This window comes from Pseudomonas putida (assembly GCF_025905425.1).
Lineage (GTDB): Bacteria > Pseudomonadota > Gammaproteobacteria > Pseudomonadales > Pseudomonadaceae > Aquipseudomonas > Aquipseudomonas putida_AF.
The window spans coordinates 1,954,656-1,969,329 of sequence record NZ_CP109603.1 but is presented as its reverse complement, the minus strand read 5'-3'; the positions used below and the strand labels follow the sequence as shown (position 1 = coordinate 1,969,329).

Here is a 14,674-nt window from a genome sequence, read left to right as displayed (position 1 = left end):
TCTGGGTGGGCCGCCGTACAGGGTTCAACAACAGGTATCGGGTTCATTGACCCCGACCAGGGGAGTTTCGGCCGCCAGCGGCTTGCGCCCCAACAGTTCGAAGACACGGGAACGGCTGATTGCGCCGCAGAACTGGCCGTCGGGATCGACGACCGGCAAATCGTGCCGGAAGTTGGCGAGGGTGTTGTACAAGCTGCAGACCGATGCCGTCGAAGCCACGCTATGGGTCGCTCCCAGCAGCGCGCACAGCAGATCGGCCTGGCCCTTGAGTTCAATCCCGGCGTCCAGCGAGGCGATGGAAACGATGCCGAGGAACTTGCCTTGCTCGTCAACCACGTAGCCAAACTCCAGGTCATTAGCCAGCAACCGGGCGCGGGCTTCCTGCAGGCTGTGCCGACTGGCGTCGAGTAGGGATTCAGCGGGCATGTCGGACACATCCAGCGCCGAATAGACATGGGTCACATCGACGTTTTTAAAGAATGACCGCACATAGTCATTGCGCGGCTGCTTGACAATCTCTTCCTTGGTGCCAACCTGCACCACCACGCCATCCTGCATGATCGCGATACGGTCGCCGATGCGGAACGCCTCTTCGATATCGTGGGAAATGAAGATGATGGTACGCTTGTCATTGCGCTGAAGCCTCTTCAGTTCGTCCTGCATCTCGGCGCGAATCATCGGGTCCAGTGCAGAGAACGCTTCGTCCATCAGCAGCACCGACGGATCGCTGGCCAGCGCCCTGGCTAGGCCGACCCGCTGCTGCATGCCGCCGGACAATTCATGGGGGAAGCTGTTGGAGCGCGTGCCGAGCCCGACTTGCTCCAGCACCTTCTGCGCCTTCTGGTTGCGCTCGGATCGCGGCTCTCCCGCGAGTTCGAGTCCGAAAGCCACATTCTGCAAAACCGTCAAATGGGGCATCAACGCAAACGACTGAAACACCATGCTGATGTGCCGCCTGCGTAGCTCGCGCAGTTGCGATTCGGACATCGAGGCAATATCGACCCCATCAAACAGCACCTGCCCGCAGGTCGGATTAATCAGGCGGTTGAGCAGGCGAACCAGAGTCGACTTGCCTGACCCGGACAGCCCCATCACCACAAAGATCTCGCCTTCGTACACGCTGAAAGAGGCATTGTTGACGGCCAGCGATTGACCGGTCCGGGCGAAAGTTTCCGTGCGTTCCCGCCCCTCTTTCACCAGGCGAATCGCCTCGTCAGGACAACCTCCAAAAACCTTGAACAGATTTTTGACTTCAAGTTTGCATTTCATGGGTCACTCCGTCTTCGGGTTTTCGACTGTGTCCATTGCAGGTCAGAAGTGCGAGCACACCATCGTTCACTTCATGCCTTGAGCAAATAGTACGACTGGCCAGTCCCCGCCGGAAGGGCAGCTGTATTTATGCTGCTGATAACGCTATGTTATGAGAAGTGTCCCGTTACGAAGCGCAATCATGACCTCCAGACGTCACCTCCTCGGCTCCATGAACCGGCTCGTTGCCTTCGAAGTCGCCGCCCGGCGCTGCAACTTCACCCGGGCCGCCGAGGAACTGCTGATTTCCCAACCAGCTATCAGCCGTCAGATCAAGGAACTGGAACACACACTGGGGGTGGCGCTGTTCGTGCGCTTCGGCACGCGCCTGGAACTGACCGAGGCTGGCAGAAAACTACTCAGTTCGGTGACGGTAGCCTTCGAAAACATCGAGCACACCGCGCTGACATTGCGCCCGGCGGTGGAAGACAGTGCGGTGGTGCGGCTACGTACCAGCGTTGCCGCCTCCAACTGGCTATTGCCGGCGCTCAGCGACTTCTACGCCGCAAACCCGGACGTCCTGTTGCAGTTGATCTGTATCGACGAATCGCCATCGGTGGATATTGCGGATTTCGACATCGAAGTGCGATTCGGTAGCGGAAACTGGAGCGACGGTGTCAGTTATCCATTGCTCGATGAAGTCATCCTGCCCGTCGCCAGCCCGGAGTTCCTGCATCAGCATTCGATCAACAAGGTCGAAGACCTCTGCAACGTACCGCTGTTACAGCTGGCCACCCATCACAGTCCGTTGATGGACTGGAAGCAATGGTTGCCGATCAAGGCGTTGGATAAACCCGCCTCGACGTTGTTGAGGTATTACTCAACCTATTCAACGCTACTGGATGCGGCCGTTTACGGCCATGGCGTGGCACTCGGCTGGAAGTACTACGCAGCCGAAGCGATCGTACGGGGGGACTTGTGCCCGATGTTGTCATTGAGGAAAACCAGCCGGCTCAAGGAGTTTTTGGTGGTCAACCGCCAGCATATGAGTAAACCCCACGTGATCAGAACCACCGACTGGATCAGAGCGTACGCAGAGTCCACCCGGATCAGGTTCAGTGATGTATGAGAGGGGTCGACACTTAAGTTCCCGTGACGGCCGTAGAGGGAAAGTCGAAGGTCGGATCGTTCAGAGATGCCGGATCGGTGTCCGGCGGGTCGGCCAGCAAGGCAAGGTTTTGTAGTTTTGTTCGGCCGACCTCCGCTTTGTCCGTTAGCCGCCCTCCACCAAGGGACAGCTTTGGGTCGGTAGCGGTCAGTCGCGAAAGACTGCTAACGCCCGATAGCGGGCCTGTAAACGGCATATAATCCGCCGTAAAAATTCCTTACAAACCAGCACGTATTGATCCCGATGACCCAGCCATGCGTGCGACTGGTCAGATCGTATGCAAGTGACCGGTCACGTCGAATGCAAACGGCTGGTCAGCATCAATGAAAATCAGTGGTCAAGTGCGGTGCAATTTCCCACCCAGGTATTCATCCTTCCCGGCGAGGGTACGCTTGAGCAGTACCGGACACCTATACTCAAACCAGAGAACGGCGAGCAGGTAAAAGCCGCCACCCGGCAACAACCAACTCAATGGGCCAACGGCTGCCTGGGCACCTTTCAGCTCAGGGGCGGCTTGAAGGAACGTGGCAATCAGGCCGCCCACTGCAGCCAGCTTGATACCTGTGGAAGATTTCATTCGCGACCAGAACGACCAACTCGTCATCTGGCGGAAACGGTGGTACGTCATCTCTTGCCGTGTGTTGCGTCGTTCGACGGGTGATGGCCTGTAGAGATCCTCATTCGGATATTGATCGAAGAACCAAGATATCCAACTGAACTCACGCCACCATTGGCGACGTTGCTCACGTCGATGCTCTTTCTCCGACTCAATCATTCGTCTCGCCGACACATCTCATCTGTGAACAGGAATCCTATTCGGGGCTTCTCGTTCAGGTCGTTTAGCTCGCGCCGTCTCAAGAAAGAATCTAATGGCGAGCTGCTGTTTCCCGGTCGGAACGCTGGCCGGCCACTTTCTAATATGGCCGTGCTGCAGAAGATCCGAGGCATGGATGAGATATCGCTGAAGAATGACGGGCCAGGCTGGCGCAACGAAGCTGGCGAAGTCATCACCATGCATGGCTTTCGTTCAAGCTTCAGAGACTGGGCCGCCGAGACAACCCTCTTCGCGAACATCGTTCCGGAGATGGCCCTGGCGCATAAAATCAGTAGTGCGACAGAAGCAGCGTACCGAAGGGGCGACCGGCTGGAGAAACGAAAACAGCTTATGGAGGAGTGAGCTTGCTATGCACTGTCAAGTTGCAAATCGACCTGACAGTAGCATGGGGCAGATGGAAATGACTTCTAGAAGGGAACGAGGCTCGCTTCTGGCTTCCGAACCGTTGAAGTGAAAGGGGTTTTAATCATCCCAGAAACTGGGATAGTCTTGATTCTTGACCCATTCACCACGGCTTTCAATAGGTGCGCACTCGATTATTAAACCCGGAGACCGCAAACTGGTTAGTTCGCTAGCCCCCTCAAATGGTTCGTCCCGGACAGCGCGTCGCACTGATCGCAAGTCAAAAGGGGGCGTCTTTCTGGGGTGGTATATATTCGTTACTGGGTGCCTAGCCTCCAGAGCATCGACATAGATAAGATACTCAACGCCCAGTATCATCGCAGCTGCACCTAGCCTCCCGCTCTGGCGTAGTTGCGCTAGTGCCAAGTTAGTGCAGTGCAGTGGGTTAAATTTGCCGCTCACAGTTAAATTTCACGAGATCTTTTCGATAACACCAGACATTTTCCACACGACTGAACTACTCCGCCTAGCGGGTGCACAACGGTGAAATAATATGAAAACGCCCCAAGTTACGCTACCTACTCAGTCGCCTACGATCATTATTCTGGCTGCGGGATTGGGAAGTCGTTTTCTTCAGTCTGGAGGCGACACACACAAGCTTGAAGCCCCGCTGAACGGCATTCCAGTCTTGGATCGTGTACTGCGCACCGCGGCCGACTCTAAACTTCCTTATCACATCGTGCACCAAGTAGCTGGTGAGGTTGTTGGTATGGGTGAGTCTATTTCACGAGGCGTGAGAGCGACGGAACACGCAAATGGGTGGCTCATTCTGCCAGGGGATTTACCGTTGGCCACTGCAAATAGTTTGCTGCAAGTGGCCCAGAACTTAGCCTCATGTCCGGTGGTGGCGCCCGTTTGGTGTGGACAGTGGGGGCATCCTGTCGGCTTTGGTCCAGAGTGCTTCGATGCATTAATAGCGCTTCGAGGTGATTCGGGGGCAGCCTCTATTGTGAAGAAATATCAACAGGCGGGTACTGCCCTAATGCTGCTCTTGGACGATCAAGGAATCGTCTTAGATATCGACACAGTGGAGGACTTGACACAGGCTGAAGAGATACTTAAATCCCGCAATAAATGAGTAATAATCCTCTACTGATAACGACAGTAGGATTCTACTAGGCGATTGATAGTCTGATGGATATAAAGATCCTAGGTGAGGCCGACCGAGAAAGCCGGCCCCGTTCTAAACTCAAGCGGGCTTGAAGCAATAGGCCGCTAGTTTGTTTCCGTCCAGATCACGGGCATACGCAGCATAGGCATTCGGAGCCCAACCACGTAGGCCTGGCAAGCCTTCGCACGTGCCGCCAGCGGCCAATGCAGCGGCGTGGAAAGCGTCGATTGCAGCACGGCTTGGTGCTTCGAAACTGACAGTGACACCATTGCCAACACTGGCAGGCGCACCGTTAGCTGGCTTCATGACGAAGAAAGACGGTGCGTTCTCGCCCCAGATAGAACCATTGTCTCCGAGATCAGCGATACGTTTCTGGCCAAGCTTACCTAGTACGTTGTCGTAGAAGCTGCGGGCTTTGTTCAAGTCGTTGGTGCCAACTGTAACGTGAGTAAAGACACTCATTTTATAGCTCTCTTTGATAGAAACGAGGTGGGTTTGCGTTGCAGTGTTGCCAGGGCACGTTCGCCCTGGCGATTCATCGCTAGATCTGCTGACTTAGCAATCGAAATGAATGACTGTGCGGATGCTTTTGCCTGCGTGCATCAACTCGAAGGCCTGGTTAATGGCTTCTAGCGGCAGGTTATGGGTAATGAAGGTATCCAGCGGAATTTCACCGTTCTGCGCCTTCTCGACATAGCTCGGCAACTCTGTACGACCTTTGACTCCACCGAAGGCAGAGCCACGCCAGACGCGTCCGGTGACCAGCTGAAATGGGCGCGTGGAGATTTCCTGGCCAGCACCGGCCACACCGATAATGGTCGATTCGCCCCAGCCTTTGTGACAGCACTCCAGCGCCGCGCGCATCAATTGCACATTACCTACACACTCAAAGGAGTAGTCCACACCACCGTCGGTCATCTCCACAATGACATCCTGTATGGGTTTGGATTGCTCCTTTGGGTTAACGAAATCGGTGGCACCCAACTCGCGGGCTATATCGAACTTGGCCGGGTTGATGTCGATTACAATAATCCGGCCGGCCTTCGCCATCCTGGCACCGATGATCGCTGCCAGACCGATGCCACCGAGTCCGAAAATGGCGACGGTGGCCCCCTCCTCCACCTTGGCGGTATTGAGCACTGCACCAATGCCAGTGGTGACGCCGCATCCAAGCAGACAGGCTTTCTCCAGCGGAGCATCCTTGGGGATTTTCGCGAGGGAAATTTCCGGCAGGACTGTGAATTCGGAGAAGGTCGAGCAGCCCATGTAGTGGTAAATCGGCTGCCCCTGGTAGGAAAATCGAGTGGTACCGTCCGGCATCACCCCTTTGCCTTGGGTGGCACGGACCGCCTGGCACAAATTGGTCTTCCCTGAAGTGCAGTATTTGCACTGACCACATTCGGCGGTATAGAGCGGAATGACGTGATCGCCTACCGCGAGCGAAGTCACGCCCTCACCTATCGCTTCGACAATTCCTCCACCCTCGTGCCCCAGGATGCAGGGGAAAATACCTTCAGAGTCATTTCCTGAAAGAGTATAGGCATCGGTATGACATACCCCTGTGGCAACGACACGAACCAGAACCTCTCCAGCCTTCGGTGGTTCAACATCCACTTCAACGATTTGCAGTGGTTGGTTGGCCGCGAAGGCTACGGCGGCGCGTGATTTGATCATTATCTTAATTCCTTATTACAAATGTTGCTGTGCGAAGAAGAGGCCCGGTTAAAGCCCCAGCTCGTGGCGCGACCGGGTCAAGGTATCGATCAGTGCGTACATGATCTTTTTCGCACAGGGGATCAGATCAGGAATGTAAGTTGCGCCCATCCCGCCAAGCCCCTCAGTGACGGCCAGTGGCGCCCCATCGGCGGGCCACGGCCAGCCGATTCTCGCCGTGGGAATACCAAATCGACGCAACGCCGCACCGTCAGTTTGCCCACCCAGCAAATCAGGCACTCCATGCGGGCGACGCTCGATATGTTCCCAACCACGCAGGCACGACTGGATGATCCAGTTCTGCGGATCTGTGGTACCGCCTGGCACTGATCCGTACATTTCCCAGTCGAGGACTAACTCTGGTCGCTGTGCCTCTAACTCACGGACAAACGCCCCAAATTGAGCCTTAACGGCTGCTGGACTAGTCCGCGGATTGATCCGCACGTCGAAGAAAATCTCGGTGACCGCCGATGGAAATGCCGGGCGCTCCGGATCGCCGCCACGCACACCGGCAATCCAGCCGTGAGGCTTTATCTGCCCAGAGGTATTGTGCTCGGCGTAGTCGATAATCCACTGTTCAAGGTCCTGGATGACTGTCGCAGCCGGGACGACCGAACTACGGAATCCAGGTGTACCGCGCGGCACTCCGGCATAACCTAGGGTGCCGTGAACGCGCAGTTTGAACCAACCCATGCCAGGTTCTTCATGGTAAACCCAGTTCCATGGTTTCATAACCACCGCAAAATCCGGTGCAGCACCCCGACTCAGCATATGGACCACCCCGTTGGACATTCCAGCATGCTGGCGTGCGGACAGATCCACTGGCATCCCCCCGTCAGCCATACCGACGAGAAGGTCACCAATCAATGGCACCTCGGCTTCAATCAACGCCGTAGCGACTTCTGTAAGGGTGGCGACCATCGCTTTGGGGTTGGAGGAACCGAGGCCGAAAACCCAGTCGTCGACCTTCTGTGCAGAAGGTCGCATATCTGCCTCATAGGAACCGCCGGTAAGCAGCTTCTCAGAACTGTCTCCCTCCAAGTGGGTGTCAATCGGTGCATAAAGCAGCACCGCGGCACCGCCACCACTCCCTCGCAACTCACCTAGCACATTGCCGCTGGAGAAGCCCATCGGTTGATAGCGCGCTTCCATCCCGATCTTCTTGAGGTAGCCGACCATGTGTTCACTAGCCGCACGCGCCGCGCCAGTGGGACTGTGAATGTCAGTGATTGCCAGTAGAAGATTTTGCAGGCGCTGTGGATCAATCTTTGCGCAAGCTTGTTCGTACCATTTCATCTGTTCCGGCGAAAACGGCGCAGGCTTGGTCAGTTGCATGGAATGCTCCTTAGTGGCTGGCGACAAAAAGTTCACTGAAGATGTTCGCAGGGTCGACGCCCAGCTCTATCAGACGTGTCGTGGCAGCATTGATCATCGGTTGAGGGCCGCATAGATAAGCGACGGTATCTGCACTGTTTACGTCGCCTTCGCACAAGGCGCTTACAGGGCTGCCTTGATGCATTCCTGGCTCCGGCTCGCGGTCAACGCAAATGCGTGCTTCGAGACTCGGTAACCACTGCTGACGAAGTTCAATTTCGTCGAGGCAGAACAGCGCATCAGGTGTGGCACAGCCAAAATTCAACAACATCGGTGGTTTTCGCCCACTGCCCTGGTGCAGGGCGTCAATCATCGACAAGATCGGTGCTAGGCCAGTACCACCGGCAATAAAAATGTGCGGAGCACGCCGTTTTTCCTCACGCAGGAAAAAGGCGCCGTAAGGTCCGCTAAGGGTCAACACGTCCTCCACTTGCGCTCGCTCCTCCAAGTAGCTCGACATAGCGCCGCCCGGCAGGAGACGGACTAGCAGTTCAAGTTTTGGCATATTGCTGAGGGTGCTGGACGGCGAATAACTGCGCACCACGCCAAAACCTGGCACCTCGACCTGAACGAATTGACCAGGACGGAAATCGAGCCATTCGCCGTCAGCCAGTTCCAGCGACAGACGCATCACATTGCTAGCAATCCGATCGACCGAATCTACGAACGCGTGTACCTCTTTTGCCACACTGGAGCCGACTTCACTGCTGTAGCCCAGTTCGAAAGTACAGTCCGATCGTGCCTGGCATACGCAGAGCAGGCGCTGGCCAGCTGTATACTCGCTCGCCAGGAGAGTCGAACTGGCTCCCGCACGAGTGACTGCATCACCTTCAGACAATTGTGCGATGCAGCTGGAACAGCTACCCGACTGACACTGATATAGCAGAGGGACGTCAGCTGCGAGAGCAGCGTCGAGAATGGTACTTTTCGCTGCAACATCGAAACTGCGACTGACGCCATCGGCGAAGTTCAGCGTGACTTGATGAATCTGCTCTTTCATAACGTGGCGACTCCAAATCGGACATCTATTATCAGCGCCCGTAGCTGACGTGGTCGAGCCGACGCAGAGATACTTTTCCGGTCGCTATGCTCATGACCCGATCTTAAAAATTCCGCTGAATCACAGCACTCCCATGGATTACGGGCTTATCCCAGCAGCGCAAAATCCTGTCCGGAAGCGGTCCGCTTAATAGAGGCCAAGCAGCTACCCGTAAGACCCGGCACTGGAGCAGGATTTTGCGCTATCGGGATAAGCTGGTACCCCATGGGAGTGCCACCTCATCGACCGCTTTCTATGATCATTTCACGCGCATGACCGGAAGATCGCCTTCGGCAAACAAAACCTTGTCGAGGAAGACGCTGACATTTAGGAGTCGGCAAACAATTGGTCGCCATGTGAAGCGCTAATAATAAAGAGGAGAGCCAGCATGTTTTTGTATAACTCGTGGTACGTAGCCGCCACGCCGAAAGAGTTGGCCGACGGCCATGTAGTGGCTCGCACGATTCTGAGTCATAAGATTGCGTTATTCCAAACCGAGAGCGGTCAGTACGCAGCAGTCCATGATGCCTGTATTCACCGCCAGGCCCCTCTGTCACTGGGAAAAGTTGTTGGGGAAACTATCCAGTGCCGTTATCACGGCGCCCGCTTCGGAACCCATGGTCGATGCACGCATGTACCGGGCCAAGCGGTCATCTCACCCAAAGCGATCGTACGCAGTTACCCTGTGTGCGAACGCCATGGATTTATCTGGATCTGGATGGGCGAGCCGGAACTAGCTGTGGACGAAAGTACCATCCCAAGTAGTCTCGCTTTGCTTGATACGAATTCCGAAATACGCAGCTGCACCGGGCTCTTCGAATCGATGCGCGCAAATTACCGCCTACTGAACGACAACCTGTTTGATATCACTCATGCTGAATTCGTCCATCCTGAGTCATTTGGTGGGGAGGAAGTGCATTTCTATAGAAATGCCCAACCTGGGAGCGAACCAATGGATCGTGGTTTAACTTACGAGATCAAGGAGCGCTCGATTCATTTCCGCACTCACGCAGACAGCTTGGGCGACGAGGGCGCGCCGCTGTGGCCCATGATGATGGCGCAGGCTCTCAATAAGGAATCCTGGACGGGACCACTAGATTTCACAATGGAAGTGAGCTGGCATGCCCCCTGCTACACCACCTTCCATATTTCTTTAAGACCTGCGGGGCAACCGCAAGCAAAAGCCGTGGAGTTTCACGACTTCCATGCCGCCATTCCGGAAACAGAAAAGTCATCCCACTACTTCTACACCGTGGGCATTAACTATGGCAACGAAAACACCCTATCCCACTTGGCAGAAGAAACAAGAAACGTTTTCAAACAAGACGTTATTTTATTAGAAGCGCAACAAATTTCCGTTGGCGACCTTGATGTATTCACCGTTCCTCATGCTTCTTTCAACGGCGACCGCCTTCAGCTTGAAGGCCGTAAAATATTGGACCGCCTCGTAAGTGAAGAGCGGGACTCAAAGATAATCGCACGGGAGTCTTGATTATGTTTTCCCTTTCTTTTTTGTACCCGCGCCCAAAAAATAGAACATTCGACTATGATTACCATCGGAATATTCATCTGCCATTAGGTATTGGCTTGTCAGCAAGAGACTTGAACTTGCAACCCAAAATGGTATGGATTGAAAGAATTGGCGAGGATGGAAGCGCGCCACACGAAAAATATGCCGCCATTGCCCATGTTTTGTTCGACACCAAAGAAGAACGCGACACTTTTTCAACACTATTTGAACATGCCGATGCCGCTCGTAGATTAAGCGCAGACTGGGATGACTACACCGAAGCCCCACCAGAAGTACGACTTAGCGAATGGACTCTTGACGATGACATGCCCGCGCTAGTTGAGCGTTTTGAACGGGAACTCATAGATTTACACGCATAAATAGCGGAGATGTATTCGAGCCGAATGAATGGCGTGAGCAACAATAACAATTATCTGTCGCCAAACGAAATCGACGGTATCGATTTAACGTAAGGCGACGCCACTAGTTGAAGCTTAATATCGACGCCGATTGCCGCGAGCGCAAGGTATTCTCGCAATCCTGTTCGTTACGGGCAGCCAGCGGCTCGAGTTTGTTGTGAGGTGCTGTATGCAAGTCAAGATTGTCCGTAAATTTGAGGTCGCGACCGATATTTGTGCATTTGAACTTGCACGCCTTGATGGTGCCGACCTGCCGGCGTTTTCCGCTGGCGCGCATATTGATGTCCACCTCGAGGACGGGATCGTCCGCCAGTACTCATTGTGTAACAGCTCCTGCGACACACACCGTTATCTGATCGCGGTACTACGTGATCCGAATTCACGCGGGGGCTCACTGGCCATGCATCGCCTGGAAGAAGGGCAACTGCTGGAGATTGGCGAACCCAAAAATCACTTCCCGCTATCCACTGACGCAAAACATTCCATCCTGCTGGCCGGGGGCATCGGGGTGACGCCGATTTTGTCGATGGCAGAAACACTGGCCGCTGGCGGTGCATCCTTTGAGGTGCATTATTGTGCGAGGGATAAAGCCCGCATGGCATTCCGGGAGCGCCTGGGCGATGGACAATTTACCAAAAGTACCCATCTATACTTTGATGATGCAGGCCCTGAGGCCCGTATCGACCTCGCTACCCTTCTTGCCAACCCGATGCCCGGACAACATCTATACGTCTGTGGTCCTGGCGGTTTCATCATTGCCGTTTTAGCAGCGGCGAAAGCAGCTGGTTGGGACGACCACTGTATCCACCGAGAGTTCTTCGCTGCCGCGAGTCCGGTACAGCCAGTTGACCCACGCACCTTTCAGGTTAAATTGTCCAGTGACGGCCGCGTTATCGATATCCCCCACGACAAAACGGTGCTGCAGGTACTTCTGGCAGAGGGCCTGGAGATCCCCACATCTTGCAGAGAAGGCGTTTGCGGAATGTGCCTAACGCGGGTCCTCTACGGAGAACCGGATCACCAAGACTTTTATTTGAGCGACGACGAAAAGGCTGCCAACAATCAATTTCTACCTTGTTGTTCGCGCTCGAAGTCACCGCTTCTGGTGCTAGATCTTTAAACAAACGCTATAGATGAACCAGGCAGCAAATTAAGATTCGAGAACTGATTTATCACAATAAGAAGCCAGGTGAGGATCGAATCATGAAAGCTACGTTGAACGGTCAGCTGGTCCAATTAACCCCTGCTGATGACCAGACACCTCTACTTTGGATTCTTCGGGACTCCTTGAATATGCGGGGGACGAAGTTCGGCTGCGGTGCAGGTTTGTGCGGTGCCTGCACCGTCCACGTAGACGGGACTGCAATACGGTCTTGTATCACTCCCATCGCGGCTGTCGAAGGCGCCAACATTACTACGATTGAGGGCCTGGCGGACAGGCCACGAGAAGTGCTCAACAAGGTATGGGTTGAGCATCAAGTTGCTCAGTGCGGCTACTGCCAACCTGGCCAGATCATGTCAGCAGCGAGCCTGATCATAGAGACTCCCGACCCATCCGACGAAGAAATCGATGCAGCAATGTCGGGGAACATTTGCCGCTGCGGCACATACCCACGTATCAGAAAGGCCATCAAAGCCGCTGCCGCTGAATTGCGCAAGGGAGAAAAAGCATGAAAACGTCGCCCCTCCTCTCTCGCCGCACTTTCCTCTTGACCACAGGGACCGTTGCCGCCGGATTGGCGATCGCGTTGAAGTTCCCTGATGCCATGGCAGGTGTACCCGGCAGCAGCGCCGACACCGGCTTCAAACCAAACGCCTTTGTCGAAATTTCCACCGATGGCAAGATCGTCGTCACCGTCGGCCAGTCCGAAATTGGCCAAGGTATCCATACCTGCCTTGCCCAGGCGCTGGCTGAAGAACTGGATGCCGACTGGACCACCGTCACGACCAAACACTCCCTCCCCGGCGATGATTACCAATTGGCGCCTGACGTATTCGGTCCCGGGATTCAGATGATCGCGCAAAGCTCCAGCACGCGATATCTCTTCGAACCTATGCGTATGGCGGGCGCCGTTGCCCGCCTCATGATTGTTCGTGCCGCCGCCAAGGCATGGCAACTGAGTGAGGACAAGTGCAACACCTCGAACGGGTACGTGTTTGCCGCTGACGGACGCAAAGCCCCCTTTGGAGACTTTGTTCTTGAGGCCGCAAAGTTGCCGACACCGCAGGCCGCGGAAATCCACTTGAAATCTCCCGATGCCTTCAAACTGATCGGCAAGTCGATACCCCGCGTCGAAGGCATCGAAAAAATCACCGGACAGCCGATCTTCGGCATCGACGTACGTTTGCCGGGTCTGTTGACTGCAGTGGTTGCACGTTGCCCGGTTATGGGTGGCAAAGCAGTTCACGTCGACGATGCAGAAGCCCGAAAGGTTCCAGGCGTCAAGGATTGCGTTCAGATCCCACAGGGGGTGGCCGTTATCGCCGAGGGTTTCTGGGCGGCCAAAAAGGCCCGGGAACTGCTGAAGATCGAGTGGGATTTTGGGCCTCGCGCCGAGATGTCTTCAAAAACCCTGGAGGCCGAGTATCACGCTGCGCTGGGCAAACCGGGTATTGTAGCTCTTGAGCGCGGCAACACAAAACCGCTGCTGGAGGGGACCGGCCTCAGCCACAGTGCGGACTACACAATGGCCTATCTGACTCATACGCCTATGGAGCCGCTCAATTGCACGATGCAGTGGCAGGGGGATGGCTGCGAAATCTGGGTGGGGACCCAGTATCAAAGCATGGATCACAAAGTTGCATCCGAAGTTCTGGGTGTTGCGAAGGATAAAATCACTCTGAATACGATGCACAGCGGCGGCGGCTTTGGCAGACGTGCCAGTCCTAAGAGCGACTTTGTTGGCGAAACTGCGCAGATCATGAAGGCGGCACGGCACCTCAATGCACCTATCCAGAATATTTGGACTCGTGAGGATGATATCCAGGGTGGCGAATACCGGCCGATGACGTTTAATCGGCTGTCCGCGATTACCAAACCTTCCGGAACAATTACTGCTTGGGGACACCGAATTGTCAGTCAGGCAATCCTTGACGATACCGAATTCGTGTCTTGGAACGCCGGCGGTTTCGATGCACTTTCGGTCGGCGGAGCGATCAACACCCCCTACGAGATCCCTAATTTCAGACTGGATATCCACGAGCCGAAGACCGGTCCTACCGTTTCCTGGATGCGAGCACCGGGGGAAGTGAGCAACTGTTTCGCCATCGAGTGCTTCGTTGATGAGTTGGCGCGGCGCGCAAAAGTCGATCCGTTGAGCTTTCGCCTGAAGATGATTGGCAAAGACCCAAGGCTCGCCCATGTACTGCAGCAAGCCGCCAAGGCCGGAGGACTGCAGGAACGAGTGCCGGCCGGAACGGGTCGGGGCATTGCCGCGCACGCCTACGTTGAAAGCAAGGTGGCCGCCGTTGCCGAGGTCACCATGAAAGACGGACATCTGTCAGTCAAAAAATTCACGGTGGTGATTGATTGCGGTCGGGTGGTCAATCCCGATGGCGTCAAATCGCAGGTGGAAGGTGCCGTACTTTATGCCCTGAGTAGTGCATTATACGGGCGAATCAGCTTCGACCAGGGACGAGTCCAGCAAAGCAACTTTCACAATTACCCGGCATTGCGAATGGATGCGGCTCCCGAGGTGTCAGTGCATATCGTCAGCAATGAGGAAGGTCCTTACGGTGTAGGTGAAGTCGCCTGTCCACCTGTGGCTCCAGCCTTGTGCAATGCAATTTTTGCGGCAACGGGAAAACGCATCCGGGATCTTCCGGTCAGTGCCACTCTCAATGTGTAGCGAGTGC

14 protein-coding genes are annotated in these 14,674 nt (G+C 55.1%); 9 read left to right on the top strand and 5 right to left on the bottom strand.

The features are described from left to right. Nucleotides 1-24: 24 nt before the first annotated feature. Complete coding sequence (gene proV / locus OGV19_RS08790) at nt 25-1,269, bottom strand: glycine betaine/L-proline ABC transporter ATP-binding protein ProV (protein ID WP_264313028.1); 1,245 nt, start codon at nt 1,267-1,269, stop codon at nt 25-27. Nucleotides 1,270-1,450: 181 nt separating this feature from the next. Here proV and OGV19_RS08785 point away from each other — a divergent pair, with 181 nt between their 5' ends. From OGV19_RS08785 to OGV19_RS08770, 4 genes are all read left to right on the top strand, one after another. Continuing rightward, a complete protein-coding gene (locus OGV19_RS08785; RefSeq protein ID WP_253105235.1) occupies nt 1,451-2,377 on the top strand; it encodes a LysR family transcriptional regulator in 927 nt (308 codons plus the stop codon). Nucleotides 2,378-2,693: 316 nt separating this feature from the next. Continuing rightward, nucleotides 2,694-3,077, top strand: coding sequence for a hypothetical protein (locus tag OGV19_RS08780; RefSeq protein ID WP_264313027.1), 384 nt, complete (start codon nt 2,694-2,696; stop codon nt 3,075-3,077). A 285-nt stretch (nt 3,078-3,362) separates the two neighbouring features. Next, complete coding sequence (locus OGV19_RS08775; RefSeq protein WP_264313026.1) at nt 3,363-3,593, top strand: integrase; 231 nt, start codon at nt 3,363-3,365, stop codon at nt 3,591-3,593. Between the two features lie 553 nt (nt 3,594-4,146). Next, nucleotides 4,147-4,731 (top strand): nucleotidyltransferase family protein, encoded by a 585-nt coding sequence (locus OGV19_RS08770; protein WP_264313025.1) that lies wholly within the window; start codon nt 4,147-4,149, stop codon nt 4,729-4,731. Between the two features lie 111 nt (nt 4,732-4,842). On the opposite strand, the gene OGV19_RS08765 is transcribed toward OGV19_RS08770, so the two are convergent. The 4 genes from OGV19_RS08765 to OGV19_RS08750 all read right to left on the bottom strand — a co-directional run bounded on the left by OGV19_RS08765 (nt 4,843) and on the right by OGV19_RS08750 (nt 8,851). After that, nucleotides 4,843-5,226, bottom strand: coding sequence for a VOC family protein (locus tag OGV19_RS08765; RefSeq protein WP_264313024.1), 384 nt, complete (start codon nt 5,224-5,226; stop codon nt 4,843-4,845). Between the two features lie 93 nt (nt 5,227-5,319). Further along, nucleotides 5,320-6,438 carry an S-(hydroxymethyl)glutathione dehydrogenase/class III alcohol dehydrogenase gene (locus OGV19_RS08760; RefSeq protein ID WP_264313023.1) on the bottom strand — a complete coding sequence of 373 codons (1,119 nt, stop codon included), beginning with the start codon at nt 6,436-6,438 and terminating at the stop codon, nt 5,320-5,322. Between the two features lie 48 nt (nt 6,439-6,486). Continuing rightward, the gene (locus tag OGV19_RS08755) at nt 6,487-7,812 is read right to left on the bottom strand and encodes a zinc-binding metallopeptidase family protein (RefSeq protein ID WP_264313022.1); all 1,326 of its coding nucleotides are present in this window, start codon (nt 7,810-7,812) and stop codon (nt 6,487-6,489) included. A gap of 10 nt (nt 7,813-7,822) precedes the next feature. Then, entirely contained in the window at nt 7,823-8,851 is a 1,029-nt protein-coding gene (locus OGV19_RS08750) for a ring-hydroxylating dioxygenase ferredoxin reductase family protein (RefSeq protein WP_264313021.1), read from the bottom strand. A 427-nt stretch (nt 8,852-9,278) separates the two neighbouring features. Here OGV19_RS08750 and OGV19_RS08745 point away from each other — a divergent pair, with 427 nt between their 5' ends. The 5 genes from OGV19_RS08745 to OGV19_RS08725 all read left to right on the top strand — a co-directional run bounded on the left by OGV19_RS08745 (nt 9,279) and on the right by OGV19_RS08725 (nt 14,667). Next, nucleotides 9,279-10,382 (top strand): Rieske 2Fe-2S domain-containing protein, encoded by a 1,104-nt coding sequence (locus OGV19_RS08745; RefSeq protein ID WP_264313020.1) that lies wholly within the window; start codon nt 9,279-9,281, stop codon nt 10,380-10,382. A gap of 2 nt (nt 10,383-10,384) precedes the next feature. Further along, nucleotides 10,385-10,780, top strand: coding sequence for a hypothetical protein (locus tag OGV19_RS08740; protein WP_264313019.1), 396 nt, complete (start codon nt 10,385-10,387; stop codon nt 10,778-10,780). A 208-nt stretch (nt 10,781-10,988) separates the two neighbouring features. Next, on the top strand, nt 10,989-11,939 hold the full coding sequence (locus tag OGV19_RS08735) for a PDR/VanB family oxidoreductase (protein WP_264313018.1): 951 nt from the start codon (nt 10,989-10,991) through the stop codon (nt 11,937-11,939). A gap of 80 nt (nt 11,940-12,019) precedes the next feature. Beyond that, a complete protein-coding gene (locus OGV19_RS08730) occupies nt 12,020-12,493 on the top strand; it encodes a (2Fe-2S)-binding protein (protein WP_413470132.1) in 474 nt (157 codons plus the stop codon). Continuing rightward, complete coding sequence (locus OGV19_RS08725; protein WP_264313016.1) at nt 12,490-14,667, top strand: xanthine dehydrogenase family protein molybdopterin-binding subunit; 2,178 nt, start codon at nt 12,490-12,492, stop codon at nt 14,665-14,667. Before OGV19_RS08730 ends, OGV19_RS08725 begins: the two co-directional genes overlap by 4 nt. Nucleotides 14,668-14,674 lie beyond the last annotated feature (7 nt).

Bases quoted from the DNA above. Each gene is read 5' to 3' on its own strand.
- OGV19_RS08735 (WP_264313018.1), top strand. From the start codon at position 10,989: ATGCAAGTCAAGATTGTCCGTAAATTTGAGGTCGCGACCGATATTTGT.
- OGV19_RS08775 (WP_264313026.1), top strand. From the start codon at position 3,363: ATGGATGAGATATCGCTGAAGAATGACGGGCCAGGCTGGCGCAACGAA.
- OGV19_RS08765 (WP_264313024.1), bottom strand. From the start codon at position 5,226: ATGAGTGTCTTTACTCACGTTACAGTTGGCACCAACGACTTGAACAAA.
- OGV19_RS08780 (WP_264313027.1), top strand. From the start codon at position 2,694: ATGCAAGTGACCGGTCACGTCGAATGCAAACGGCTGGTCAGCATCAAT.
- OGV19_RS08770 (WP_264313025.1), top strand. From the start codon at position 4,147: ATGAAAACGCCCCAAGTTACGCTACCTACTCAGTCGCCTACGATCATT.
- proV (WP_264313028.1), bottom strand. From the start codon at position 1,269: ATGAAATGCAAACTTGAAGTCAAAAATCTGTTCAAGGTTTTTGGAGGT.
- OGV19_RS08740 (WP_264313019.1), top strand. From the start codon at position 10,385: ATGTTTTCCCTTTCTTTTTTGTACCCGCGCCCAAAAAATAGAACATTC.
- OGV19_RS08760 (WP_264313023.1), bottom strand. From the start codon at position 6,438: ATGATCAAATCACGCGCCGCCGTAGCCTTCGCGGCCAACCAACCACTG.
- OGV19_RS08785 (WP_253105235.1), top strand. From the start codon at position 1,451: ATGACCTCCAGACGTCACCTCCTCGGCTCCATGAACCGGCTCGTTGCC.
- OGV19_RS08725 (WP_264313016.1), top strand. From the start codon at position 12,490: ATGAAAACGTCGCCCCTCCTCTCTCGCCGCACTTTCCTCTTGACCACA.
- OGV19_RS08755 (WP_264313022.1), bottom strand. From the start codon at position 7,812: ATGCAACTGACCAAGCCTGCGCCGTTTTCGCCGGAACAGATGAAATGG.
- OGV19_RS08745 (WP_264313020.1), top strand. From the start codon at position 9,279: ATGTTTTTGTATAACTCGTGGTACGTAGCCGCCACGCCGAAAGAGTTG.
- OGV19_RS08750 (WP_264313021.1), bottom strand. From the start codon at position 8,851: ATGAAAGAGCAGATTCATCAAGTCACGCTGAACTTCGCCGATGGCGTC.